Source organism: Pseudofrankia asymbiotica, assembly GCF_001983105.1.
Lineage (GTDB): Bacteria > Actinomycetota > Actinomycetes > Frankiales > Frankiaceae > Pseudofrankia > Pseudofrankia asymbiotica.
The window spans coordinates 14,933-38,708 of the sequence record NZ_MOMC01000038.1; the positions used below are offsets into that span (position 1 = coordinate 14,933).

Below are 23,776 nucleotides of genomic sequence, written 5' to 3' on the forward strand. Positions count from 1 at the left end.
GAACCGTCCTATCAGGCGCCGCCGACAACCCAGGCGCCGCCTTGCTGATCATGGCGGCGTCGACCGCCGACCCTCAGGCGATGCTCCCGATCACGGACTGGACTCCGGTCCGGAGGAGGGTGGGCAGGGGGGCGTAGCCGAGGGGGGGTGATCGCCTTCTGACCGGCGTCGGAGGAGATGTAGTTCAGGAACGATTTGACCAAAGCGGTCTGGGCGGAGCCCAAGCCCCTGGTGCAGACGATCTCGTAGGTCACGAGGTAAAGGGGGTAGGCGCCGAGGGCAAGGGTATAGCTGTACGTCAACAGGACATCGGTGTCAGTGCCACCGGGCGTGGTGGAGCCGACGCCCTTCGTCGTGCTGCCAATTGAGACGTCGACGAACTCGCCAGCAGCGTTCATGATCTTTGCGGTCCTGAGGCCGGCCTTCTTGGCRTAGGCCAGCTCGACGTAGCCGATCGAGTTCGGCGTGGTCTTGACAGTCGTCGCGACGCCGTCGCTGCCTCTCGCCGCCAGGAAGCCTGGCGCCGCCCAATCCGGGCCGGTGCCGTAAGTCCAGTCGGCAGTCGCCACGGCGTCCAAGTACCCCGTCAGATTGTCGGTGATACCGCTGCTGTCCGAGCGGTGAACGGCGTCGACCGACGCGTCTGGCAGGCTCACACCGGGGTTGTCGGCCGCTATGGCCGGGTCGTTCCACAGCATGATGTCGCCCGAGAAGATCCTAGCGAGCGTGGCGGAAGACAGCTGTAGTCCGTCCACGTCGGGGAGGTTGTAGGCGATCGCGATCGGCGTGACAACCATCGGAAGGTCCGCGGCGACGCCACCGGCGCAACGTGCGTTGGCGTCCATCTTCTGGTGGTCCTTCAGCGCCGAGTCCGAGCCCGCGAAATCGACCTGCCCGGAGGTGAACTGCTGGCGTCCCGCCGACGAGCCGGGCGCCTGATACGTGATCTCCGCGTCTGGGCAGGCGTCCTGATAGTCCTTGATCCACTGGTCCATCGCGTTCCGCTGGGCGGTGGATCCCGACGCGTCGATCGTCCCCGCGGCGCAGGGGATCCCGGCGGCTGACGAGGAGGTCACGGTGGGACCGCTGGCGGTGTCAGGCCGCGCGCCGGCCTTGTCGTCGTCCTGTCTGACGGCAAGGAGAACGGCCACGAGCGTGACGACGAGTGCGATGGACACGAGTACCCCGAGCAGCGGCCCGCGGGTCCATCGGCGACCGCCCTTACCGCCTTCCGCCTCTCGGCCTGGCTCGAGGTCCCGTCGGAGCGGCGTGATGGTCGGCGCGCTGGCCACGGTGACGCCGTGCGCCTCGGTCATCGGCGTCGGGGCCGCCGTCGTCAAAAGCGGCGGTTCTGGCAATGGTGACGTGGAGGCTGCCGTAGCCGGGGGCGGTGATTCTGGGAATGGTGGCGTCGGAGTTGGCGTCGGCGGCGGCTGTGGAGGCGATTCGGGGATTGGCGGGGTAGGGATTGGCGGCGTCGGGGTGGGGCGACCGCCGACCAGTTCGAGGAAGAGGTCATGGGCGGTGGGGCGCTCGGCCGGGTCCTTGCGCATGGCGCGCTCGACGAGAGGCCGCAGGCCGGCGTCCAGACCGGTGAAGTCCGGTTCCTCGTTGACGGCTCGGTAGAGGATCACCGGCGTGGGCGCCTCGCCATAGGGCGGGCGTCCCGTGCCGGCGAACAGGACCACGCCGCCCCAGGTGTAGATGTCCGCCGCGGCCGTCGTGGGCCGGCCGAGCGCCTGCTCGGGCGCCATGAAGGCCGGCGTCCCGATGGCGRCCCGCGTCAGCATCGTGGTGGCGTCGAGCGCGCGGGCGATGCCGAAATCGATGACCCGCGCCGGACGACGACAGCATGATGTTGCCCGGTTTGAGGTCGCGATGTACCACGCCGGCGGCGTGAATCGCCGTCAGCGCCGACGCGACGGCCACCGCGAGCCGTTCCAGGTCCGCGACCGGCATGGGACCCCGTTGCCGGACCGCGGAGGACAGATCGGGGCCGTCGATGAACTCGGTCACCAGGTAGGGGCGCCGGCCGTCCACGCTGACGTCGAGCACCTCGGCGGTGCAGAACCTCGCGACCCGCTGCGCCGCGTGCGCCTCGCGCAGGAATCGTGCGCGGAACTGGGGCTCCCGCGCGAGGTCGCCGCGGATCACCTTCAGAGCGACGCGCCGGTGGCGACGGTATAGCTGTACGTCAACCGGGCCTCGCCGCCAGTGCCGCCGAGCGTGGCGGAGCCCCCTTCGCGTCCGGGGTCGACGCGCCCCTTAGGACAGCCCGGCCGCCCAACCCCAGCCCGCCAGATTCAAACGATCACAGAAGTCCGGCTGGAATACTAGATGACCACTGCTGTTCGTGACCACTGCGGTTCCGATCGCGCGAATCATGGCGCCCCTATGGGGACGCGGGCAGCCTCACCGGTGAAAATCATGCCAGGCGTAATGAACCAGGAGTGAACCCGCGACTGGCAGACTGTTAGCTGGTCGGTCGAGGGTGGCGATTGGCTGAGAGGCCGATGGTGCTGCCGGCAGAGGTGTACCTGGCCGGCCGACATACTGAACATCGCAGACATAGGAATCGTCATGAAGGCTACATATAGGGCGCCAATTCTCCAGGACGCAGGATCTTTCCGTGAGCGCACCCAGGGACTGTTTGGCATCGGCTGGTGGGGCTGGGGCTCAGGTTGGGGCTGGGGCCATGGCCGGGGTTGGGGCTGGGGCTGGGGTGGAGGCAGGGGACGCGGCTGGGGCTGGTAGCCCGCCCGCGCACCGCGTCGCCCTGACGCAACCCGTGGCGGTGGCCGTTGGTCACCGCCACTCCCGTTTCCCAAGGTCCCAAGGCGCTTCCTATTCCCAGTCGACGAGGTAGGCCCGGTCGGCGATGAGGACGTTGTCGGGATTGAAATCGCCATGTCCTCTAAGGAGGTGTGCGGAGGATCTTGCCTCCGCGTGATTCCTATTCGGTCTTTCTGGATTTAGGTTATGCGGTTAGCGCTTCTGGTGTCACGGTGATCTCGGTGGTTTTCTGTGAGCTGGTTGTGGCGTCGACCCTGGCGAGGATTTCGAGGCCGAATTAGCGGTGGTTCTCGGTCCATTCGTCGTTCTGTTCGGCGAGGACGGCGCCGCCAAGGCGGATGATCGCGTCGAGGTTGGGGAAGATACCGACGACGCGGCCAGCGCATCCTCGTCGAGCAGGCGAAACGTCACCACACCAGCCTGTCAGGGCCGGTAGCCCAGGGCGGCGGTGAGTGCTCGGCCCTGGGCGCGGTTGCCCAGGGCATCGGTGCTGTCGACGAACTGGTCCAGCGCGCCGGTCAGCGGGCGGGTGCGAAGTTCGTGGTCGTGGATCGTGTTCGTGAGGGCGGTGGCGAAGCGGTCGGCGTCGAGGACCTGGAACGGCCGGTCGTGGAAGGGCCGAATCGTGGGGTCGACAGGCTCGGTGAGGCCTGCCTGGCTGTGCAGGTTGGCGATGGTCTCGTAGGCGTGGGTGAGGTGGCGTTCGCGGTCGGGCCAGCTGGTCGCGGCCAGGGCGGCGGTCAGCGCCGGGATCAGGTCGATGGAGCAGGGGAGGCGGGCGAACGCGCTGCCGCGCGGAGCAGGGGCTCCACAGCCTCCCAGTAGAACCGCCCGGCCAGCTCCACTCCCGGCAGGAACCCACCATCCACGCCGGCATTCTGCCCACAACTCCCGCCGTGTCGTTCCCAGGCGACCCGAGATGTTCAGTTCCTCAACGACCCCGACCAGGTGCCTTGGAGTCGCTCCTCTGGGCGATGACCCGGGCGTCAGGCCATGTGAGGCCCGCAAGCCGGCTCGGGCTGGTGGCCGTGCTCGGGTTCCTCCTGCCGGTGGTCGCGTTCCGCGGTCTGCTGGTGCCGCTGGTCGGGGCGGTCAGCAACCTGGCGACGATCGTCCTGGGTCTCGGCGCGCTGACCGCGATCTTCCAATGGGGCTGGGCCAGCGGCCTGCTCGGCGTCGGGGAGGGCGCGCCGATCTCCTGCCTCGTCCCGGTCATGATTGTCGGCGTGATGTTCGGCCTGTCGATGGACTACCAGGTGTTCCTGGTCAGCCGTATGCGGGAGGAATGGACGCGTGGCCGGGACAACGCGTGGTCGATCCGTGTGGGTGTCGCCGAGACCGCCAAGGTCATCGGGACCGCGGCCACGATCATGCTGTGTGTGTTCTCCTCGTTCGGGTTCAGCGGCCAGCGGATCGTCTCCTGTATCGGCGTCGGCCCGGCGCTGGCGGTCGTCGTGGACGCCTTCGTGGTGCGCCTGGTACTCGTGCCCGCGCTTTTGCGCATGATCGGCGACCGGGTGTGGGCATACCCTCGCTGGGCCGACCGCGTCACCCCGCGTCTGGCGGTCGAGGGACCGTCCGACAGGCCGCGCGAGGTGGAGGCGCGCCCGGCGGACGTCCTGGTCGGGGCCGCGCGCTCRGGCGGCGTCGGTGCATCGGAGCCGGGCCGGCGATGACCGAGGAATGATGACGACCCACCGCTCGCACGCCCGGAGGACCGGGGACAGCACCGCGTGGCGGCGCCTGCTCAGCGCGAGCCGGCGCCCCACCCGGTGGGACACCGCCGTCACGGTCGCCGTGCTGGCGACCATGACGCTCGCGGTCGTCTTCCGCGCCAGCGCGCCCGCGTTTCCCGGGACGGCGCGTCTGCTGTTCACCGTCCTGGCCTGGCTGCCGCTCCTGGTCAGGACACGCTGGCCGGAGCCGGTCCTGGCCGCGGTCGTGGCCATCGAGGCCTGCCAGCTCATCGTGATGCGCGATCTCGGCGCCGACCTGCCCGGTGACCTCTCCGTCGCCGCCTATCAGCCCGTCCCGTGGCCACGATGCTCGCGGTCTACACGGTCGCGGCCTGCCGGCGGCAACGCGACGGGTGGATCGCCGGCGGCGTCGCGGGCGGCGTCCTGCTGACCGTCGCCCTGCTCTTCCAGCGGATCTCGCTGGGCGGTACCGACGTGGTGATGGTCGAGCTCGTCCTCATCGCCGCCGGCGTCGGCGTCGGGACGCGGGCCCGCCACGACGCGCGGGCGCGGCGGGCCAGGGAGGCCCGCGAACAGTCCCGCCAGGCGGTGCTGGACGAGCGGCTGCGCATCGCGCGCGAGCTGCACGACACGCTCGCCCATGAGCTCGCCCTCGTCGACGCGCAGGCCGGCGTCGCCGACTACCCGCTCGACGTCGACCCGGCGGCGGCGCGCCGGGCGTTGCGCGACATCACCCARCACACGTCGGCCGCCATCGACGATCTGCGGGCCGCGCTCGTCCTCCTGCGCAGCGACCACGACGAGACCGACCGCCCCGGCCGTGAAGATCCGGCGAGCCGCGGTCTGCCCCCCGACGGCGACCCGACCCGTGACCGTGTGCTGTCCCCGACAGTCGGACTGGACAGGCTCGCCGGCCTGCTGGGCCGGTTCCGCGACGGGGGCACGCCCGTGACGCTCGACGTGGTCGGCGAGCGGGAGGATCTCGGCCACAACGCCGACCTGGCGGCGTACCGGATCATCCAGGAGGCGCTCACCAACGCCACCAAGCACGCTCCCGGCGCGCCAGTGGACGTCACCCTGCGCTGGGTACCGGGCTACCTCGGGCTCGAGATCCGCAACGCGCACGCGCCCTCGCCCGGCCGTCCCGGGAGCGCCGGCACCGGGCACGGGCTGATCGGCCTGCGCGAACGGGCCCGCGTCGCGCACGGGAGGTTCGACGCCGGCCCGACCCCCGACGGCGGCTACCGTGCCACGGCTGAGCTGCCCACCCGGCCGCGGTCCACCACCGGCGCCTCGGACGTCCGTGGGAACGTCCGTGGGGGAGCCGCCGCCGCGCCCGACACCGAGGAGCCCTCGCCGTGACCGCCCCGTCAGCCCCGACCCCCACGAACGCCCCGATCAGGGTCGTGCTGGCCGACGACCAGGAGCTGCTGCGCGCCACCTTCAGGCTKCTGCTCGACGCGGCTCCCGGCGTCGAGGTGGTCGGCGAGGCCGGTACCGGCGTCGAGGCCGTCGCGACGGTTCGCGAGACGACGCCGGACGTCGTGCTCATGGACATCCGCACGCCCGAGCTCGACGGCGTCGCCGCCACCGCGAGGATCACGTCCGACGCCGCCCTCGCCGGCGTGCACGTCCTCGTCCTGACCACGTTCGAGACCGACGAGCTCGTCCTCGCCGCCCTGCGCGCGGGCGCCAGCGGCTACCTCGGCAAGGGTGTCGCGCCGAGGGTTCTCCTGGACGCCATCCGGACCGTGGCGGCGGGGGAGTCGCTGTTGTCCCCCACCGCGACCACAGCTCTCGTCCGGCGGTTCCTGGCCAGCCCCACCGCGCACCTCGACGCCACGCTCCCGGCGATGAACGAGCTCACGCCCCGCGAACGCGAGATCACCATCCTGGTCGCCCGCGGCCTGTCCAACGAGGAGATCGGCGAGCGTCTGGTCATCAGCCCGGCCACCGCCAAGACGCACGTCAACCGTGCCATGGCCAAGGTCCACGCTCGTGACCGCGCCCAGCTCGTCGTGTTCGCCTACGAAMACGGACTCATGACCCCCGGAGGTCGGACTCCCTGACGAGACCCGGCCTGTGGCGAGACCCGGCCTGTCAGGTGTTGCGGCCGCCGTTGACACCGAAGATCTGGCCGGTGATGTAGCCGGCCTCGTCGGAGGCCAGGAACGAACAGGCCGCGGCGATGTCCTCGGGCCTGCCCATGCGGCGGACGGGCGTGGCGGCGACGAGGTCGTCGGCGGTGTTCGAGCCCCACCGGCCGCGGGCCTCGTCACGGCGCAGCATCGGCGTGTCGACGAATCCCGGCGGGATCGTGTTCACCGTGATGCCGCTCGGGCCGAGCTCGAGCGCGAGTGCCTTCGTGAAGGCGATGACGCCGCCCTTGGACGCGACGTAGTGGGTCATGAACGGCTGGCCACTCTGGGCGCTGGACGACGAGATGTTCACGATCCGGCCCCAGCCGGCCGCGGTCATGTCCGGGACGACCGCCTGGCAGCAGAGGAATGTTCCGGTCAGGTTGACCGTCAGGACCGACGTCCACTGCTCGAGGGTGATGTCCATGAACCGCTTCGAGCCGGTCTTTCCCGCCGAGTTCACCAGGATCGTGACCGGTCCGAACCGGGCCTGGGCCGCGGCGACGGCGCGGGCGACGCTGTCGACGTCCGCGACGTCGGCGGCGACCGCGAGCGCGGCGCCGCCCGCGGCCTGGATCTCGTCGGCGACCGCCTTCGCGTCGGCCTCGTTGAGGTCGAGCACGGCGACGGCGGCTCCGTCCTCGGCCAGGCACAGGGCGCACGCCCGGCCGATTCCGGAGGCGCCGCCCGTCACGATCGCGACTTTGCCGGCCTGGTTCTCGGACATCTGCTTCCTCTTCCGTTCAGCGTGTCTCGTTCGGGCGGGGCGTATCGGCTAACGCTTTGCCGGGTGAGCGGCCACGTATTCCGCCGCGGTCTTGTGCAGATGCCGGATGAGGATCTCCTGGTCGTTGATCGGGAACTGCTTGACGACGCGGGACTCGAGCATCGTCTGGGTGGCCTCGAGGGTGTTGGAGTCCTGGAGGGCGAACTCCTTGAAGGTGACCGCGGCCAGTTCCTGGCGCATGCGCTCGGTGGCGTTCTTCGGCGGGACGAAGTAGAGCGTGCCCTCGAAGACGTGCTTGTTGTAGGCCGTCGGCCAGTAGTGGTACGTGAGGTACCAGCCCGGCGCCCACACGACCATCATGAAGTTCGGGAAGAAGACGTAGGAGTCCAGGCCCCACTGACGGTGGCGGCCCGGGTTGAGCCCCGGCGGCAGCTCGCCGAGGGCGGGCAGGTCGGGGCGGTCCCAGGGGCCGAAGTTGCCGCTGCGCAGCTCGCGGTCGATCGGCTTGACCATGCTGAGGTCCTTCGGGGGCGACATCCCGCCCCAGGCGGACTGCATCGAGTGGATGCCGTCGATGTCGTAGTGCAGGCCCTCGTAGCCATAGCTCTGGATCTTGCGTGACTCGGCGCTCACGTACTGCTTCCCGTGCAGAACCGGCGCGTGGTAGAACTCGGCGAACGCGTCGAGGTAGAGCTTCCAGTTCGCCCCGACCTCCGCGCGGTACTTCCAGGTCTGCGTCATCTCGCCGAACGGATAGCCCTCAAGGCTCTTCCCGAAACGGCCGAGGTACTCGCGCACGGACGTGGAGCCGCTGTCGTCGAGGTTGACGAAGACGAAGCCCTCCCACACCTCGCAGCGCACCGGGACGAGCCCCAGCGTCGCCTTGTCGAGGTCGAAGAACTCCGACTCCTGCTGCACGAAGGTGCACGCGCCGTCGAGGCCGTAGCGCCAGGCGTGGTACTTGCAGATGAACTGCCGGGCCGTGCCGCTGACCTCCTCGCCCGGGTTCTCCTGCCAGACCAGCTTGTTGCCGCGGTGGCGGCAGATGTTGTGGAACGCGCGGACCTCGCCGGCCCCGTCCCTGACGACGATCACCGACGTGCGGGCGGYGTGGATCTCCTTGGTGAAGTAGTTGCCGGTCTTCGGGATCTGCTCGACGCGGCCGACGTTCAGCCAGGTCCTACCGAAGATCGCCTTGCGTTCCAGCTCGTAGTACTCGGGTGAGATCGAGTCCTCGAACGAGACGGGGCCGGTGCCGAGGCTCGGGAAGTGCTCGGTCCAGCTTCCCTCGCCCGGCTTGGGGAAGTGCGCCATCGATCTGCCTCCCGAGTCGGCCGCGGCGGCGGAGCCAGCGACCAAAAATCGTACGGTGCCGTCCGGTTTGAGAACCATACGGTCCCGTACGATTTGGGTCAACCGGCCCGAGGCCGAGCCAGGGGCTCTGGCGCAGGTCGAGCGCGTACCGCCGTGCGCCGCCACATATCGCCGCACGTGGCCGCGTGCCGCTCGTGGCTGGGTGCCGCACGTGGCTGGACCGGCGTGCATGGTTGGGCCGACGCGCACGGTCGGTCGGCGTCCGTGGCGGGGCGATGCACGCCCGTGGTCTGAAACGGACGGAACCATAGGGTTGTCGGGTGGCGTCTGAGGTGGGATCCGGGGTGGGGCGGGAGCGCTCCCGCTCGGGCCGGCCGACGTCGACGCAGGCGGCCCAGCTGACCGACCGGATCCGGCGGGCGGCGGTCGACATCTTCCTGGAGAGCGGGTACGACCGCACCACCATGGAGGCGGTGGCCCAGGCCGCCGGTGTCACCAAGGGCACCCTCTACGCCCGCTACCCCGACAAACGCGCCCTGTTCGTCRCCGTGAGCTCATGGGCGCTGACGCGGCTGGAACGCGACGAACAGGCACTGGAACCGCTGCCGGACGACCTCGGCGCCAGCCTGGAGATGATCGCGCGCGCCATCCTGGCCCGGTCCGTCGACCCGGACCTGGTCCGGCTGAGCCGGATGGCGATCGCCGAGTCCGCCCGGTTCCCCGACTTCGCGGCGAGCTCCCGAGCCATCACCTGGACTCCGCGTATCCAGGTGATCATGGACCTGTTGCGCAGGCACGAGCGTGGAGGCGCCATCGTCGTCCGTGACGTCGAGATCGCCGCCGAGCAGTTCTTCGCCATGGTCGGCGCCATGCCGGCCTGGCTCGCCGCCTACGGCATCCACCGCACGCCCGAGGTTGAGGAGGCGCACATCCAGCACGCCGTCGACCTCTTCCTCAACGGCCTGCGCGCCCGCGCCACCCCGCCCCGGTCATAGACCAGCGGCCCTGACCTCTGTCACTTTCCGGTGGTGCGGAGGTACTCCCGTGGCACGCTGCTGCCAGCCACGGCCTCGGCGGGGACGGTGTTCTCGATTCTTTCGAGGTCCTCCCGGGTCAGCTCGACGTCCACGGCCGCGGCGTTCTCCTCCAGGCGGGTGATCCGCTTGGTGCCAGGAATCGGGACAACGTCCGGCCCCTGATGCTGCAGCCAGGYCAGCGCCAGCTGTCCCGCCGTCACGCCCCTTTCCTCCGCCAGCGCCCGCAGTTCGGCCACCATCCGCAGGTTGTGCGGCAGGTTCTCGTCGGTGAACCACGGGGACCGTCGCCGCGAGTCGGTCTCGCCGAGCTCCGCCCGGTCGGTGATGCTGCCGGTGAGAATCCCCTTGCCGAGCGGGGAGTACGGCACGATGCCGATGCCCAGCTCCCGGCAGGTCGGCACGATCTCGTCCTCGATCCGGCGTGTCCACAGCGACCATTCGCTCTGCAGCGCGCTGACCGGGTGCACCGCGTGCGCACGCCGGATCGTCGCCGCGGACGCCTCGCTGATGCCGAGGTGGCGGACCTTGCCCTCGGCGACCAGGTCGGACATCGCGCCCCAGGTCTCCTCCACGGGCACGTCGGGGTCGACCCGGTGCTGGTAGTACAGGTCGATGTGATCCACGCCGAGCCGGCGCAGTGATCGCTCGCAGCTCTTCTTCACGTAGGCGGCGTCGCCGCGCGCGCCCATCGCCCGGTCCGCGCCGGCGAAGACGATGCCGAACTTGGTGGCGATGACGGCCTGGTCGCGGCGGCCCGCGATGGCCTGCCCGACCAGGTCCTCGCTCTCGCCGTAGATGTCGGCCGTGTCGAGGAGGGTGACGCCGAGCTCGAGTGCCCGGTGGATGGTCGCGAACAGCTCCGCCGGACTGCCCACAGCGCCGTAGGCGGGGCTCAGCGACATGCAGCCAAGCCCTTGCGCGCCGACCTCCAGCTCGCCGAGCCTCCTGGTGGGGATGGCGTCAACCACGTCTCACAACTCCTGTCGTCGTGCATCGCGCCTGGTCGCGGCGGCACACGTCCTGGTGCGGCTGGCTGTTCCCGGTGACACCGATCGTAGTGAACGCTTACCCCTCTGGGGTCGTGGGATGCCGGCCACGCGAACCGCGCCGTCGCGCGAAGCCGACGCGGGGCTAGCCGCGGCGGGCCGGGTGTCATCACCCGCTCCCTCGGCTCCCTCGGTGCGTCGTGGTGTCGTCAGTGGACTGCCGGGATGGCCTGGTCGGCGAGTGCCTCGGCGAGTCTGCGTAGCCAGGCCTGAACGTCGCCGCGGATGGCTGGGTAGTCATCACGGAAGTTGTCCCAGTCCACCTCCAGCGCCAGCAGGGTGTTGGAGGTGAGGTCGTCGGCGAGCGACCCGATGTCGGGGCGCAGCATCTCGCGCAGCCGGTCCAGGGCCACGGGCGTGTTCTCGGCGAGGAGCACCGCGTCGTAGAGATCCTTGCCCTGCGGCCAGCCGTACCGAGCCTGGCTAACCAGGCACCCGCTTGGGCTTTGAAAGCCAACCGGCCGACCGCCGATCTCGGCCGACACCGAAGGTGATGAGGCCGTCGGCTGCGGTGGCCGCCAGTGATCTGGCGGGATTTTCGGAGCTGGGACGCCGAGGATCCCACCGGATCATGGACGGCTCCATGATCTGGTGGGATCTTAGGTGCGGCTCTGCGCGCGATGATGGACGGCCGGACACCTGCCTGATCGAGGGGCGGTCGGTCCATACTCGCGGCGTGTACGAGACCGCCGAAGAAATCAAAGGACTGCAACGTCTGCTCGACGAGAGCGCGAATGCCGCCGGTCCTCATCTCCGGAGCATCATCACGCCCGAGCGCCGCATCGACGCCGCCGAGCTCTGCCGCCGGATGCGGGGCATGCGCCTGCTGGCCCTCGCGACCGTGACCGCCGACGGGCGTCCGCTGGTGGGCCCGGTGGACGGCTACCTCATCCGCGGATCGTGGTACTTCAGCTCGGGACGCGACTTGGTCCGGATGCGCCACCTCGCCGCCCGGCCGGCCGTCAGCGCCACTCACCTGCCGGGCGAGGAACTGGCCGTCACCGTCCATGGACGGGCCGAGCTGTTCGACGTCCTCGACCCGGCACGTCCCGAACTTCGGCGGGCGATGCTCGATCACTACCTGCCGTCGCAGGGAACGGCATTCGAGGAATGGCTGGACGACGTGAATCCGCTCGGCGCCCGCATCGAGGCGGCCAAGGTGTTCACGTTCCAGGAGGCCGGTGGGGACCAGACCGGTCAGCACCACATGTGAAAGGCCTACTCTGCCGCCTGCTCGAGACGGGCGTAGGCGAACTGGAGGGCGTCGGAGCCGGCGACCGCGGTGAACACCGAGGCGGCGAGCCGGGTGAAGCGGGGCGCCGTCACCAGGCCGAAGACGAACCCGGTGGCGACCCACTGCGCCGCGCAGAAGGGGCAGGTGAGCAGCTCGCCGACGCTGTGCCGGGCCGAGCCGGTCTCGCGTACCTCCTCGGAGAGTTCGGCGGGGCCGGTCACGCCTCGATAGCGGGTGAACGGTGCGCGCAGTGGGCTGGTCACGGGGTCCTTGGTCAGGATGCGGCTGAGCTTGTGCGTCGCGACGGTGATCAGCGCGAGGTCGGCGGCGTTGACCCGCTCGGGCGGGGTGGCACCGGTCAGCCGGGCCGCACCGACGAGGGCGGCGCACAGGCCGCCGTACGTTCCCAGCGTCGCCAGATAGCCGCGCAGCGGGCGCGGCGTGCCGCCCGAGTACTCGGCCTCTTCCTGCCGGGCGACGTCGGCGACCCGGTCAGCGACCGTCCGGCCGGTTTCGTGTGGTGCTGTCGTCATGATCCCCTGCCTGCCCCGCTCGCGGGCGTCTAAATCCGGTCATCGGCCCGCGTTCCGCCCAGTCAGGAAGCTCGGCTTCCGTGCGGTGTGGTCGGCGCTTCCGTCCGGTGTGGTCGGCGTGATCGACATGGGGCGCTCCGATGACGTGCGGTCCAGCCGCCGGAGGTCGACGTGATTCGTGCGTGGGACCCGGGTATCCAACGTCCGTCAATCCGCCGGATCAGGCGGCAACGAGGAGGTTCAACGTGGCACTTAGCTGGAAGTGGCTCGTGATCGACTGCACCGACCCGGCCCCGGTCGCCGGTTTCTGGGCCGACGTCCTCGGCGTCCGCGCCGAGCCCGACCAGGACGGCGACTGGATCGTCGTCTCGCCGGACAGTTCGGTGAAGCTGCTGTTCGAGCGCGTGCCCGAGGCCAAGACCATCAAGAACCGGCTGCATCTCGACCTGAGCCCGTCGTCGCCCGACGAACAGCGGACCGAGGTCGAGCGGCTGCTGGCGCTCGGGGCCACGCGCGCGGACGTCGGGCAGACGGGCGAGGAGTCGTGGGTGGTGCTCGCGGACCCGGCCGGCAACGAGTTCTGCGTCCTGAGCGGCAAGGGCTGACCGCGAAGCGTTGACCGCGGGGCGCCCGCACAGCGCCCGTGGCATGGGGCTTACCTGGGATAGCTCCGCGGTGAGGCTGATCGCCCGCCTCCGACGGACCACAGCGCCCTGCCCGGACCGCGGCCTCCTGAGAGGGAGAATCGCCAGCCAGGATGGAGGCGCCAGGCGGCCGCCGAGCGGCTTGTTTGGCGGCCGGGCGGAGGGGTAGCGAGTCGGAGGAAGCCATGCCATTCCGCCTTCGTGACGGTCGTCCAGGCCTCTTTCGCGAAACCGAAGGCACGTAGGAGAGACCGGGCGCTCCGCGCTGGGGCGATCGCGCACAGCGGGAACGGTGCCGGCCGCGACGGCGTGAATGCGTGCGCCCCGGCCGTGCGGGGCGCGCTGATCCGACGGGTCGACGTGCAGACGTGGAGAGGAATTCACCTCGTGTCGCAGACAGTCGCGGACGTGCTGCTGGCCCGGTTGCGGGAGTGGGGCGTCCGGCAGGTGTTCGGCTATCCGGGCGATGGCATCAACGGGCTGTTGGCGGCCTGGGGCCGCGCGGACAACGACCCACAGTTCGTGCAGGCGCGGCATGAGGAGATGTCCGCGTTCGAGGCGGTCGGATACGCGAAGTTCAGCGGCCAGGTGGGTGTGTGCGCGGCCACCAGCGGCCCAGGCGCGATTCATCTCCTCAACGGTCTGTACGACGCGAAGCTCGATCATGTCCCGGTCGTCGCGCTGGTCGGCCAGACCGAGCGGTCGGCGATCGGCGGCTCCTACCAGCAGGAAGTCGATCTGCTGAGCCTGTACAAGGACGTCTGCAGCGACTACGTGCAGATGTGCACGGTCCCGAAGCAGCTGCCCAACCTCATCGACCGGGCGATCAGGATCGCTCAGGAAGAGCGTGCGCCCACCGCGCTCATCTTTCCCTCGGACGTCCTCGACCTCCCGTACGAACCACCCGAGCATGCGTTCAAGCAGGTGCCATCGAGCGTGGGGGTGACCGCCGCGACGGTGACCCCGGACGCGGCGGGGCTCCAGCGGGCCGCGGACATCCTCAACGCGGGCGAGAAGGTCGCGCTGCTGGTCGGCCAGGGTGCCCGCGGCTGCGCCGAGGAGCTGACGGAGCTCGCGGACCTGCTCGGGGCGGGAGCGGCGAAGGCGCTGCTGGGCAAGGACGTCCTGTCCGACGAGCTGCCCTGGGTCACGGGCTCGATCGGGCTGCTGGGCACGACCGCCTCCGACCGGATGATGCGGGAGTGCGACACGCTGCTCACGGTCGGCTCGAACTTCCCCTACACGCAGTTCCTGCCGGACTTCGACCAGGCGCGCGCCATCCAGATCGACCGCTCGGCCAAGTGGATCGGCATGCGTTATCCGTACGAGCTGAACCTGGTCGGCGACGCGAAGGCCACCCTCCAGGCGCTCATTCCGCTGATCACCCGCAAGGACGACCGCGGCTGGCGGGAGACGATCGAGAAGAACGTCGCCGCGTGGTGGAACACCTGCGAGCGGCAGGCGATGACCGGCGCCGATCCGGTCAACCCTATGCGCATCTTCCACGAGCTTTCGCCGCGCCTGCCCGCCAACGCGATCGTCGCGGCCGATTCCGGCAGCGCCGCCAACTGGTACGCGCGTCACCTCCGTTTCCACGGGGACATCCGCGGGTCGCTCTCGGGAACGCTGGCGACGATGGGCCCCGGAGTGCCATACGTGATCGGCGCGAAATGGGCGTATCCGGACCGGCCGGGGATCGCGCTCGTCGGCGACGGCGCCATGCAGATGAACGGCCTCGCCGAGCTGATCACGATCGCCCACTACTACGAGCAGTGGGAAGACCCCCGGCTGGTCGTCGCGGTCCTGCACAACAACGACCTCAACCAGGTCACGTGGGAGATGCGGGCGATGGAGGGCTCGCCGAAGTTCGCCGAGTCCCAGAACCTGCCGGACGTGGACTACGCCGCCTTCGCCCGCTCGCTGGGCCTGCTCGGGCTGTCGCTGGCCACGCCGGAGGCGATCGGCCCCGCCTGGGAGGAGGCGCTGAGCGCGGACCGGCCGGCGGTCCTCGACATCCGCTGCGACCCCGACGTCCCGCCCATCCCGCCGCGCACGACCGCCGACCAGGCGATGAGCACGGTCAAGGCCGTCCTGCACGGCGACGAGAACCGGTGGGGATTCGTCCGCCAGGGGGTCAAGGACAAGGTCCAGCAGTACCTGCCCGGCTCGAAGGAGAACTGACGTGGCCGTGACGGCCGCTATCCCTGACGCCGCGCGGACGCGGCTYCCCGACGCCGCGCGAACCATGCTCCCCGACGCCGCGCGGACCGTGCTGGCGGACGTCCGCTCGGGACGGTTCGAGCGGAGTCTGGCGGCGCTCACCGCTGTCGGCGCCGCGGTGACGACCGGCGAGATCTACCTGTCGCACGACGCCGCCAGCTTCGGCAACAAGATGATGTACTGGCCGATCGTGATCCTCCCCGCCGCGGTGCCGGCCGGCGTCGCGGCGGTGTTCTCCCGGCGGGCCGCGCGCACCGTGCTGCCGCTGGCGTCGGCCGCGATCGTCGCGAACGGCCTGCAGGGCACCTACCTGCACTGGCGCGGTGTGCGGCAGCGGCCCGGCGGCGTCACCCTGTACAACCTGGAGTCCGGCCCGCCGGTGTTCGCTCCGCTGCTGGCGTCCGTCGTCGGCGGCATGGGGCTGCTCGCCACCGTCCTGCGCCGCGAGGGACGCCCCCCGCAGGGAGACCCGCCGCGGGGAGACGGGTAGATGCCGTTCCGACCGCCGGGCCAGCGGGCCGTCACCCCGCAGCACCGGGGCCGTTTCCCCGGCTTCGACGTCCTCGACAGCGTCGACGCCTGGGACGACGTGACCGCCGGCGTCGTCCTGGGCCGGCTCGCGCCACCGGCGGACCTGGCGTTCTTCACCCCACCCGAGGCGGCGATCGCCGGCCGGCTCCTCGACCTGCTGCTGGCCCAGGACGGCGAACCTCGCGTCCCCGTCCTGGCGCTGGTCGACGAACGGCTCGCCGTGAACGAGACCGATGGCTGGCACTACGACGACATGCCGGAGGACGCGCAGGCCTGGCGTGACAGTCTGCGCTTCCTCGACGGAGACGCCCAGGCGGCTCATGGCCGCGGCTTCGCCGCGCTCGACGAGCGAGACCAGGCCGTGATCATCCAGGCTGTGCAGGACCGTGCCCACGGCGGCGAGGACTGGCATCGGTGGGCCGCCACCCGCACCTGGAGCCTGTGGACCCGCTACGCCTGCACCGCCTTCTACTCCCACCCGTGGGCCTGGAACGAGATCGGGTTCCCCGGGCCGGCCTATCCGCGCGGCTACCTCAACCCGGGCGTCAACGCCCGGGAACGCTGGGAGGTGGCCGACCACGCCGCGCTCGACCCGGTGCCCTTCGCGCAGCGGGTCGAGCGGGAACGCCACCAGCTCCGGCGGCTTCTCGCCGCCGAGGAGGCCCGGCCAGAAGAGCCCCGGCCTGGCGAGTCCCAGTCCGRGGAGTCCCGGTGAGGCGGCGTGACAACGTCCGGGACCGCAACGCCTCGGCCTGGCTGCTGCCGAACGACGGCAGCCGCACCGACCACCGCCTGCGCGCGGACATGCGCCGCTTCGACGGCGACGACGAGGTCGACCTGGTCGTCGTCGGCGCCGGAGCGGGCGGCGGAGTGCTGACCCAGCGCCTGGCCCGGGCCGGCTGGCGGGTCGTCTGCCTGGACGCCGGACCGTTCTGGGACCCCGACCAGGACTGGGTCAGCGACGAGCGGGGCGCGCACGTCCTGTACTGGACCGAGCCCCGCCAGATCGGCGGCGGCGACCCGGTACCGCTGGGATCGAACAACTCGGGCCGGGGTGTCGGCGGGTCGATGGTCCACTACGCGGGCTACACGCCCCGCTTCCACCCGTCGGACTTCACGACCCGTACCGCCGACGACGTAGGCGCCGACTGGCCGATCGGGTACCAGGACCTGCGGCCGTACTACGAGGCGATCGAACGGGAGCTACCGGTCGCCGGCGAGTCCTGGCCGTGGGGTGACCCGCACGGATACCCGCACCGGCCGCACCCGGTCGGCGGCAATGGCGAGGTCTTCCTGCGCGGCGCCGGCCGGCTCGGCGTCGACGCGCGGGTGGGCCCGGTCGCCATCGCCAACGGCCGGTTCGGCAACCGCCCGCACTGTGTCTACCGCGGGTTCTGCCTGCAGGGCTGCAAGGTCAACGCCAAGGCCAGCCCGCTGATCACCCATGTTCCCGACGCGCTGGCCCACGGCGCCGAGATCCGCCCGGACAGCCACGTCAGCCGGATCCTGGTCGACGACCGGGCCGGACGGGTCACCGGTGTCACGTACCTGCGCGACGGCCGGGAGCACACGCAGCGGGCCCGTGCCGTCGCGGTCGCCGGCTACTCGATCGAGACGCCGCGGCTGCTGCTGCTCTCGACCAGCCCGCGCTGGCCCGAGGGAATCGGCAACGACCACGACCAGGTCGGCCGCTACCTGATGGTGCAGGGCGCCCCGCAGACCGCCGGCAGGTTCGACGACGAGGTCCGGATGTACAAGACGCCGCCGCCGGAGGTGTCCAGCGAGCACTACTACGAGACGGACCCGGCGAAGCCCTACCGGCGTGGCTGGTCGATCCAGAACGTCAGCCCGCTGCCCATCACCTGGGCCGAGCATGTGATCGCCCAGGGCCACTGGGGCGCGCCGCTGCGCGAGTACATGCGCGACTACGTCCACTGGGCCACCCTCGGCGCGCTCTGTGAGTACCTGCCGCGGCCCGGCAACCGGGTGACCCTCGCCGACGAGACCGACCGGCACGGGCTGCCGGTCGCGCACTTCTCCTACACGCGCTGCGACAACGACCGGCGCCTGCAGGACGCGGCGACGGCGTCGATGGAGGCCATCCTCAAGGCCGCCGGCGCGACCGAGGTGATGACGATCGACCGGTACGCGCACCTGGTCGGCGGGGCGCGGATGGCGGCCCGCGCGGCCGACGGCGTCGTCGACGCCGACCACCGGGTCTTCGGCCTTCCCAACCTGTACGTCGTCGACGGCAGCGTCCTGCCGACCCAGGGCGCCGCCAACCCCGCCCTGACGATCATGGCGTTGGCGGCACGGGCGGCGGACCGGCTGGACGCGCTGCGCCGGCGCGGCCTCGCCGAGCGCGCGCTGAGCCGCGCATGACCCGCCGCGACCCTCAGCTGGAGACGGTGACGACCGCCGTCTACCGCTTCCCGACCGACCAGCCGGAGGCCGACGGCACGCTGACCTGGGACGCGACCACCGCGGTCGCCGTGACGCTGCGCGCCGGCGGGCGGACAGGCGTGGGCTGGACGTATGGCGCTCCCGCCGCGGCGGCGGTCGTCAACGACCAGCTCGCCGGTGCGCTGCGCGGCCACCGCGCCTGGGACGTCGCCGCCGGCTGGGCGGCGATGCACCGCGCCTGCCGCAACATCGGCACCCGCGGCGTGGCGATGATGGCGATCAGCGCGGTCGACGTCGCCTGGTGGGACCTGAAGGCGCGCCTGCTCGGCCAGCCGCTCACCACCCTGTTCGGACAGTGCCGTGACACCGTTCCCGTCTACGGCTCGGGTGGCTTCACCACGTTCGACGACGCCCAGCTGGCCGACCAGGTGGCCGGCTGGCGCGCCGCCGGCTGCCCCGGCATGAAGATCAAGATCGGTGAGTCGGGCGGTACGCGGGTCGACCGTGACCTGGCGCGCGTCCGCAGGCTGCGCGAGCTCGCCGGCGACGACGCCGAGCTGATGGTCGACGCGAACGGCGGCTACACCGTCGGGCAGGCCCGCCGGGTCGGCGCCGCGCTCGACGACCTGGGCGTCACCTGGTTCGAGGAACCGGTCAGCGGCGACGACACCACGGGCCTGGCGGCCGTGCGGGCGGCCGTCCGGTGCGACGTGGCGGCGGGGGAGTACGCCGCCGACCTGTACGGCGTCGACGCCCTGCTCCCCGTCGTCGACTGCCTCCAGCTCGACGTGACCCGCTGCGGCGGCTACACCGGCTGGCTGCGCGCCGCCGCCCTCGCCCAGTCCCGCAACCTGGAGGTCTCCGCCCACTGCGCGCCGGCGCTGCACGCGCCGGTCGCCGCCGCCGTCCCGAACCTGCGCCACGTCGAGTGGTTCGCCGACCACGCCCGCCTGGAGCCGCTGCTGGCGGATGGCGTCCCGCCCGTCACCGCCGGCGCGCTGCGTCTCGACCCCGTCGTCATGGGACACGGCCTGACCATCGCGGCGGGCGCGGAGCGGTGGCGCGTTGACTGAGCACGGCATCGACGCGCGAGTTGTACCCGCCGCGCCCTGGCCGGCCAGGCGGGGGCAGGGCGGGAGGCGGGTTACGACGCGGTGAACGGGTAGGCCAACAGGGCTAACAAAGCAGACATCGCGCGCGGAGGGTCCTATGGGCATGCCAACCCGGCAGCATCGGGAGGTAGAAACCAAATTCGACGTCGACTCGACCTTCGTCCTTCCTCCTCTGGAACGGGTCGACGAGGTCACGCCGGCCGGCGCGCCGACCGAACACCGCCTCGACGCGGTGTACTACGACACCGAGGATCTACGGCTCGCCAGGAACAAGATCACGCTACGGCGTCGCGAGGGCGGCCACGACGCCGGCTGGCACCTCAAGCTGCCGGCTGGCGGCGCCGGCCGCGACGAGATCAGCAGGCCACTCGGAGCCGGCACGCCAGACGGGTCCGACAGCGACAGCACCGTCCCCGGCGACCTCGCCGACATCGTGCTGGCCACCACTCGTGGCCGGCCGCTGAACCCGGTCGCCCGCATCCAGACCGTGCGACGGGCGGTGACCCTGCGGGACGCGGCGGGCCGGCCGCGGGCGGAGGTCGCCGACGACACCGTCCGAGCGCAGACCCTCGGCGCGGCGACCACGCTGTCCCAGTGGCGGGAGCTCGAGGTCGAGGCTCTGGGCGACGACCTGGACGTCCTCCCCGCGACCGCCACCGTTCTCCTACGGGCCGGGGCGCGCCCGGCGACCGGGCCGTCGAAGCTCGCCCGCACCCTCGGGACGAGGGTCAGCCGACCGGAACTCCCAGAACTCGGCGGCGACAGCGGCGACGGCGACGCGGGCCCGGCTACCGCCGGAGAGGTCATCCGGAGCTATCTGTCGACGCACACCGGCGCCCTGCTGGCCGCCGACGCGCGCGTGCGCCTGGACGAGCCCGAGTCCGTTCATGACCTGCGGGTCGCCGCGCGCCGGCTGCGCAGCACGCTGCGCACGTTCCGCGCACTGTTCGATCCCGAGCGCACGCGCCGGTTGGAGGCGCGGCTGCGGGACCTGAACCTGTTGCTGAACGGGGCCCGGGACGGCGAGGTGCAGCTGGAGCGGTTCAGCGGGCAGATCGGCGAGCTCGCCGAGCGGGACGTCCTGGGACCGGTCGCCGCCCGTGTGCAGGGACACCTKCGCTCGCAGCAGCTGCGCGGCCGGGAGCAGGCACTGACGTGGCTGCGGGGCGACGAGTACCTGACGTTCCTCGAGGACCTGATCACGTTCGTCCGGGAGCCGGCCTACACCCCGCTGGGCCGGCGGCCGGCTCGCGAGGTCCTGCGGCGGCCGGTGCGCAGGTCCGACCGCAAGCTACGGCGCCGGGTCGAGCAGGCGACCGCGATACCGCCCGGCCCGGCGCGGGACGCGGCACTGCACGGCGCGCGGAAGGCGGCGAAGCGACTGCGCTACGCCGCGGAGGCGGTCGAGGTCGTCTACGGACCGGCCGCGACGAAGCACGCCAGCCGAACCAAGAAGATCCAGAACATCCTCGGCGAGCACCAGGACTGCGTCGTCGCGCAGGACACGCTGCGCGAGTTCGCGATCGCCGCCAACGCGGCCGGCGAGTCCTCGTTCACCTACGGCCTGCTCCTGTGCGGTGAGCGGGACCGCGCCCGGCACGCCCGCGGCTCCCTCACCGCCCGCTGGCCGGCCCTGTCCCGCCGTCGCGACCGGCGCTGGCTGCGCTGAGCGCCGACCCGGCCGCGGCGCTACCGAGAGCCAGGGCAGGGAAGATGACACCGGATCACCCGCGATCCTCCGCGCCACGTCCGGCTCRGGACGGAGTGCGGCGGCTGGCGCAGAGCTCGCGGAGGGTCAGGGCGTTGCGGACGGCGTGRCCGTGGCCGTCGTTGTTGAAGTAGGCGTAGACGTCCAGGCCGCGTTGGTGCCATTCGAGGATCCGGTCGCTCCACCAACGCAGGTCCTCGTCGCTGTAGGAACCGGCGTAGAGATTGTCGTGGTCGGGGCCGTGGAGGCGGACGTAGGCGAAGGAGGCCGTGGCTCGCAGAACGCAGGGCAGCCGGGCGCCGCTCATGACGCAGTACGCCGCCTGGTGGCGTTCGAGCAGCTCGTAGACGGGCTCGGCGTGCCAGCTCTCGTGGCGCAGTTCCACGGCCATCCGCAGCCACGGCGGAACACCGGCGAGGAAGTACTCCAGCCGGGCGTCGTCGCGGGTCTGCCGGACGTCGAGCTGGGCCAGGACCACCGCCCGCCGTTCACCCAGCTCGTGCCAGCCACGGGTGATCCGCTCGGTCCAGACCTCGGGGGCATGCAGCCGCTTCGCGTGGGTCAGCCCGCGCGGCGCCTTCACCGACATCGTGAAGCCGGCCGGCAGCCGCTGTCGCCACGAGGCGAAGGCGGCGTCGGTCGGCCAACGGTAGAAGCTGGCGTTCAGCTCGACCGTGTCGAACCGGCTGGCGTAGATCGCCAGCCGGTCCCGGGCCGGCGTCCCCGGCGGGTAGAGCACGCCGTCCCAGTGGTCGTAGCTCCAGCCCGATGTCCCGATGCGCAGTTTCGCCATGGCGGCACGCGATCACGGGATCCGGCGGAGCAGGCGGCCGACCGGCGAGTCGTCGAGATGATCGAGCAGGTCGGCCGGGTCGCGGTAGACGGCGACCGCGCCGGCGTCGTCGAGCTCGGCCCGGCTGATGCCGCCGGTCAGCACCCCGACGCACGCCAGTCCCGCCTTGCTCGCGGCCAGGACGTCCCACCGGCTGTCGCCGACCATCACCGCCTCTTCCGCCCCGACCCCCGCCGCGTCCAGGGCCGCGGCGAGGATGTCGGGCTCGGGCTTGGCGTTCTCGGCGTCCGCGGAGGACGTGACGGCGGTGAGGGCGTCCTCCGCGGCAAGGGACCGGCGCAGTACCCGCAGCTCCTCGGGAGGCGCCGAGGTGGCCAGCACGACCTGGGCTCCGGACCGCCGCAGATGTCGGAGCAGGTCGCGGGCGCCCGGCAGCGGGCGGATCAGGCCGAAGAAGGCGGCGTAGTGCTCGGTGTGAGCCGCCTGCAGCACGTCGTCGCGGCCGCGGTCGCGATCGGGCAGCACCGCGTCGAGCATCTGGTCGGAACCCATGCCGATCCGGCGATGCAGGTCGGTCACCGTGACCGGATGCCCCTCCTGGCGGAACGCCCGGTACCAGGCCAGGGCATGGAAGTAGTTCGTGTCGACGAGTGTCCCGTCGATGTCCAGCAGTACGGCGACCGAATCACCCACGTCATCACCCACGTCCGGCTCGGTACCCCCGCCCGGGCCCGCGCATGCCGGCCATCGTCCCCCGGCCGGTGTGGAGGCGAGCGGAAACGCGGCCTCCCGGATTCGCCGGTCGGCAGGCGGGGAAGGCGATCGGCGGGAACCACGCAGCCCCTGCAGGCGAGGGAGGACCGCCATGAAGATCGGCTACAAGCTGGCGACCGAGGCTTTCGGCCCAGCCGAGATCATCCGGCAGGCGGCCGCCGCCGAGCGGGCCGGGTTCGACTTCGTCGAGCTGTCCGACCACTTCCACCCCTGGCTGGACAACCAGGGTCATTCGGCCTTCACATGGACGCTGCTGGGGGCGATGGCCGAGCGCACCGACCGGGTGGGGCTCGCGACCGGCGTCACCTGCCCGACGATCCGCTACCACCCGGCGGTGATCGCGCAGGCCGCGGCCACGGTCGCGCTGCTGTCCGACGGCCGGTTCACCCTCGGCCTCGGCTCCGGGGAGCGGCTCAACGAGCACGTCGTCGGCCGCGGGTTCCCGGCGGTGTCCGTCCGCCACGCGATGCTGCGCGAGGCCGTCGAGATCATCCGGCTGCTGTGGGAGGGCGGCTACCGCTCCTACGACGGCCGCTACCTCCAGCTCGAGGACGCCCGGGTCTTCGACCTGCCCGACTCCCCGCCGCCGATCGCGATCGCGGCCAGCGGCGGCCCGTCGGCCCGGCTGGCGGCCGCCTGCGGCGACGGGCTGTTCGCCACCGAACCCGAGCCGGAGATCGTCGGCGAGTTCCGGCGGGCCGGCGGTGACGGTCCCCGCTACGCCGAGATACCCGTGGCCTACGCCCCCGACGGGCACGAGGCCGCCAAGGCCGTCCTGTCCACCACCCGCTGGGCTCTCACCGGCTGGAAGGTCATGAGCGAGCTGCCCAACCCGGTCAACTTCGCCGCCGCCACCACGACGGTCACCGAGGACGACGTCGCCGCCCGGTTCGCCTGCGGCCCCGACCCGGACCGCCACCTGGAGGTCGCCCAGCCGTTCGTCGACGCCGGCTTCGACCACCTGGTCCTCATGAACGCCGGCCCCGACCCCGACGGCTTCCTCGACTTCTTCGCCGGCACCCTCTCGGCGCCGCTGCGCGCCCTCACCCCATCCGCCCAAGCGGCCTGAGAC

The 23,776-nt window shown here is 71.4% G+C and carries 24 protein-coding genes and 2 pseudogenes; 15 read left to right on the forward strand and 11 right to left on the reverse strand.

The features are described from left to right. Positions 1–11: 11 nt before the first annotated feature. The gene (gene pstS, locus BL253_RS19095; protein WP_420801688.1) at positions 12–1,553 is read right to left on the reverse strand and encodes a phosphate ABC transporter substrate-binding protein PstS; all 1,542 of its coding nucleotides are present in this window, start codon (positions 1,551–1,553) and stop codon (positions 12–14) included. Positions 1,554–1,571: 18 nt separating this feature from the next. After that, positions 1,572–2,166 (reverse strand): annotated as a pseudogene (locus tag BL253_RS42950) (serine/threonine-protein kinase); the annotation flags it as partial. 414 nt (positions 2,167–2,580) lie between these two features. Between BL253_RS42950 and BL253_RS41195 the strand changes: the two are divergent. Next, positions 2,581–2,754 (forward strand): lasso RiPP family leader peptide-containing protein, encoded by a 174-nt coding sequence (locus BL253_RS41195; protein ID WP_116438872.1) that lies wholly within the window; start codon positions 2,581–2,583, stop codon positions 2,752–2,754. Positions 2,755–2,977: 223 nt separating this feature from the next. Here the strand turns inward: BL253_RS41195 and BL253_RS45425 are convergent. Together BL253_RS45425 and BL253_RS19110 are read right to left on the reverse strand one after the other, a co-directional pair. Beyond that, positions 2,978–3,166: pseudogene (locus tag BL253_RS45425) on the reverse strand (IS256 family transposase); the annotation flags it as partial. Between the two features lie 50 nt (positions 3,167–3,216). Beyond that, positions 3,217–3,681: a hypothetical protein gene (locus tag BL253_RS19110; RefSeq protein ID WP_198946327.1), complete on the reverse strand. Its 465-nt coding sequence runs from the start codon at positions 3,679–3,681 to the stop codon at positions 3,217–3,219. 107 nt (positions 3,682–3,788) lie between these two features. On the opposite strand from BL253_RS19110, the gene BL253_RS19115 reads away from it, so the two are divergent. The 4 genes from BL253_RS19115 to BL253_RS19130 are packed head-to-tail and all read left to right on the forward strand — an operon-like array spanning position 3,789 to position 6,559. Further along, positions 3,789–4,469, forward strand: a complete 681-nt coding sequence (locus BL253_RS19115) for an MMPL family transporter (RefSeq protein ID WP_241834936.1) — start codon at positions 3,789–3,791, stop codon at positions 4,467–4,469. A 7-nt stretch (positions 4,470–4,476) separates the two neighbouring features. Continuing rightward, the gene (locus BL253_RS43865; RefSeq protein WP_076818481.1) at positions 4,477–4,920 is read left to right on the forward strand and encodes a DUF7134 domain-containing protein; all 444 of its coding nucleotides are present in this window, start codon (positions 4,477–4,479) and stop codon (positions 4,918–4,920) included. After that, positions 4,836–5,852: a sensor histidine kinase gene (locus BL253_RS19125; RefSeq protein WP_241834937.1), complete on the forward strand. Its 1,017-nt coding sequence runs from the start codon at positions 4,836–4,838 to the stop codon at positions 5,850–5,852. The genes BL253_RS43865 and BL253_RS19125 overlap by 85 nt, the downstream gene beginning before the upstream one ends. Then, on the forward strand, positions 5,849–6,559 hold the full coding sequence (locus BL253_RS19130) for a response regulator transcription factor (protein WP_096336040.1): 711 nt from the start codon (positions 5,849–5,851) through the stop codon (positions 6,557–6,559). The genes BL253_RS19125 and BL253_RS19130 overlap by 4 nt, the downstream gene beginning before the upstream one ends. 31 nt (positions 6,560–6,590) lie before the next feature. On the opposite strand, the gene BL253_RS19135 is transcribed toward BL253_RS19130, so the two are convergent. Both BL253_RS19135 and BL253_RS19140 read right to left on the reverse strand, forming a co-directional pair. Further along, complete coding sequence (locus BL253_RS19135) at positions 6,591–7,355, reverse strand: SDR family NAD(P)-dependent oxidoreductase (protein ID WP_076818483.1); 765 nt, start codon at positions 7,353–7,355, stop codon at positions 6,591–6,593. A 48-nt stretch (positions 7,356–7,403) separates the two neighbouring features. Further along, complete coding sequence (locus BL253_RS19140) at positions 7,404–8,669, reverse strand: aromatic ring-hydroxylating oxygenase subunit alpha (RefSeq protein ID WP_076818484.1); 1,266 nt, start codon at positions 8,667–8,669, stop codon at positions 7,404–7,406. 320 nt (positions 8,670–8,989) lie between these two features. Between BL253_RS19140 and BL253_RS19145 the strand changes: the two genes are divergently transcribed. Continuing rightward, the gene (locus tag BL253_RS19145) at positions 8,990–9,664 is read left to right on the forward strand and encodes a TetR/AcrR family transcriptional regulator (RefSeq protein WP_241834938.1); all 675 of its coding nucleotides are present in this window, start codon (positions 8,990–8,992) and stop codon (positions 9,662–9,664) included. A 20-nt stretch (positions 9,665–9,684) separates the two neighbouring features. Here the strand turns inward: BL253_RS19145 and BL253_RS19150 are convergent, their stop codons facing one another. Further along, positions 9,685–10,674, reverse strand: a complete 990-nt coding sequence (locus BL253_RS19150) for an aldo/keto reductase (RefSeq protein WP_198946319.1) — start codon at positions 10,672–10,674, stop codon at positions 9,685–9,687. Positions 10,675–10,901: 227 nt separating this feature from the next. Continuing rightward, the gene (locus tag BL253_RS19155) at positions 10,902–11,129 is read right to left on the reverse strand and encodes a hypothetical protein (protein WP_076818486.1); all 228 of its coding nucleotides are present in this window, start codon (positions 11,127–11,129) and stop codon (positions 10,902–10,904) included. Between the two features lie 194 nt (positions 11,130–11,323). Between BL253_RS19155 and BL253_RS19160 the strand changes: the two genes are divergently transcribed. Continuing rightward, positions 11,324–11,965 (forward strand): pyridoxamine 5'-phosphate oxidase family protein, encoded by a 642-nt coding sequence (locus BL253_RS19160; RefSeq protein ID WP_158230380.1) that lies wholly within the window; start codon positions 11,324–11,326, stop codon positions 11,963–11,965. A 5-nt stretch (positions 11,966–11,970) separates the two neighbouring features. Here BL253_RS19160 and BL253_RS19165 read toward each other — a convergent pair whose 3' ends face one another. Continuing rightward, positions 11,971–12,519, reverse strand: a complete 549-nt coding sequence (locus BL253_RS19165) for a DUF1360 domain-containing protein (RefSeq protein WP_076818488.1) — start codon at positions 12,517–12,519, stop codon at positions 11,971–11,973. A gap of 245 nt (positions 12,520–12,764) precedes the next feature. Here BL253_RS19165 and BL253_RS19170 point away from each other — a divergent pair, with 245 nt between their 5' ends. The 7 genes from BL253_RS19170 (at position 12,765) to BL253_RS19200 (ending at position 21,098) form a co-directional block, all read left to right on the forward strand. Then, positions 12,765–13,124 carry a VOC family protein gene (locus tag BL253_RS19170; protein WP_076818489.1) on the forward strand — a complete coding sequence of 120 codons (360 nt, stop codon included), beginning with the start codon at positions 12,765–12,767 and terminating at the stop codon, positions 13,122–13,124. Positions 13,125–13,550: 426 nt separating this feature from the next. Further along, on the forward strand, positions 13,551–15,344 hold the full coding sequence (locus BL253_RS19175; RefSeq protein ID WP_076818490.1) for a thiamine pyrophosphate-requiring protein: 1,794 nt from the start codon (positions 13,551–13,553) through the stop codon (positions 15,342–15,344). 1 nt (position 15,345) lies between these two features. Continuing rightward, the gene (locus tag BL253_RS19180) at positions 15,346–15,873 is read left to right on the forward strand and encodes a hypothetical protein (RefSeq protein ID WP_241834939.1); all 528 of its coding nucleotides are present in this window, start codon (positions 15,346–15,348) and stop codon (positions 15,871–15,873) included. Next, positions 15,874–16,629 carry a gluconate 2-dehydrogenase subunit 3 family protein gene (locus BL253_RS19185; protein WP_076818491.1) on the forward strand — a complete coding sequence of 252 codons (756 nt, stop codon included), beginning with the start codon at positions 15,874–15,876 and terminating at the stop codon, positions 16,627–16,629. After that, complete coding sequence (locus tag BL253_RS19190) at positions 16,626–18,296, forward strand: GMC family oxidoreductase (RefSeq protein ID WP_076818492.1); 1,671 nt, start codon at positions 16,626–16,628, stop codon at positions 18,294–18,296. Before BL253_RS19185 ends, BL253_RS19190 begins: the two co-directional genes overlap by 4 nt. Further along, positions 18,293–19,390, forward strand: coding sequence for an enolase C-terminal domain-like protein (locus BL253_RS19195; RefSeq protein WP_076818493.1), 1,098 nt, complete (start codon positions 18,293–18,295; stop codon positions 19,388–19,390). Before BL253_RS19190 ends, BL253_RS19195 begins: the two co-directional genes overlap by 4 nt. Before the next feature lie 136 nt (positions 19,391–19,526). Continuing rightward, on the forward strand, positions 19,527–21,098 hold the full coding sequence (locus tag BL253_RS19200) for a CYTH and CHAD domain-containing protein (protein WP_076818494.1): 1,572 nt from the start codon (positions 19,527–19,529) through the stop codon (positions 21,096–21,098). Between the two features lie 55 nt (positions 21,099–21,153). Here the strand turns inward: BL253_RS19200 and BL253_RS19205 are convergent, their stop codons facing one another. Beyond that, positions 21,154–21,930, reverse strand: a complete 777-nt coding sequence (locus tag BL253_RS19205) for a DUF72 domain-containing protein (protein ID WP_076818495.1) — start codon at positions 21,928–21,930, stop codon at positions 21,154–21,156. Between the two features lie 12 nt (positions 21,931–21,942). Continuing rightward, complete coding sequence (locus BL253_RS19210) at positions 21,943–22,635, reverse strand: HAD family hydrolase (protein ID WP_241834940.1); 693 nt, start codon at positions 22,633–22,635, stop codon at positions 21,943–21,945. Between the two features lie 160 nt (positions 22,636–22,795). Between BL253_RS19210 and BL253_RS19215 the strand changes: the two genes are divergently transcribed. Next, positions 22,796–23,773, forward strand: coding sequence for a TIGR03557 family F420-dependent LLM class oxidoreductase (locus BL253_RS19215; RefSeq protein ID WP_076818497.1), 978 nt, complete (start codon positions 22,796–22,798; stop codon positions 23,771–23,773). Positions 23,774–23,776 lie beyond the last annotated feature (3 nt).

What these genes read in the sequence shown, in the direction of transcription:
- BL253_RS41195 (WP_116438872.1), top strand. Translation starts at nt 2,581, where the DNA reads ATGAAGGCTACATATAGGGCGCCAATTCTCCAGGACGCAGGATCTTTC.
- BL253_RS43865 (WP_076818481.1), top strand. Translation starts at nt 4,477, where the DNA reads ATGATGACGACCCACCGCTCGCACGCCCGGAGGACCGGGGACAGCACC.
- BL253_RS19135 (WP_076818483.1), bottom strand. Translation starts at nt 7,355, where the DNA reads ATGTCCGAGAACCAGGCCGGCAAAGTCGCGATCGTGACGGGCGGCGCC.
- BL253_RS19160 (WP_158230380.1), top strand. Translation starts at nt 11,324, where the DNA reads ATGGACGGCTCCATGATCTGGTGGGATCTTAGGTGCGGCTCTGCGCGC.
- BL253_RS19165 (WP_076818488.1), bottom strand. Translation starts at nt 12,519, where the DNA reads ATGACGACAGCACCACACGAAACCGGCCGGACGGTCGCTGACCGGGTC.
- BL253_RS19195 (WP_076818493.1), top strand. Translation starts at nt 18,293, where the DNA reads ATGACCCGCCGCGACCCTCAGCTGGAGACGGTGACGACCGCCGTCTAC.
- BL253_RS19215 (WP_076818497.1), top strand. Translation starts at nt 22,796, where the DNA reads ATGAAGATCGGCTACAAGCTGGCGACCGAGGCTTTCGGCCCAGCCGAG.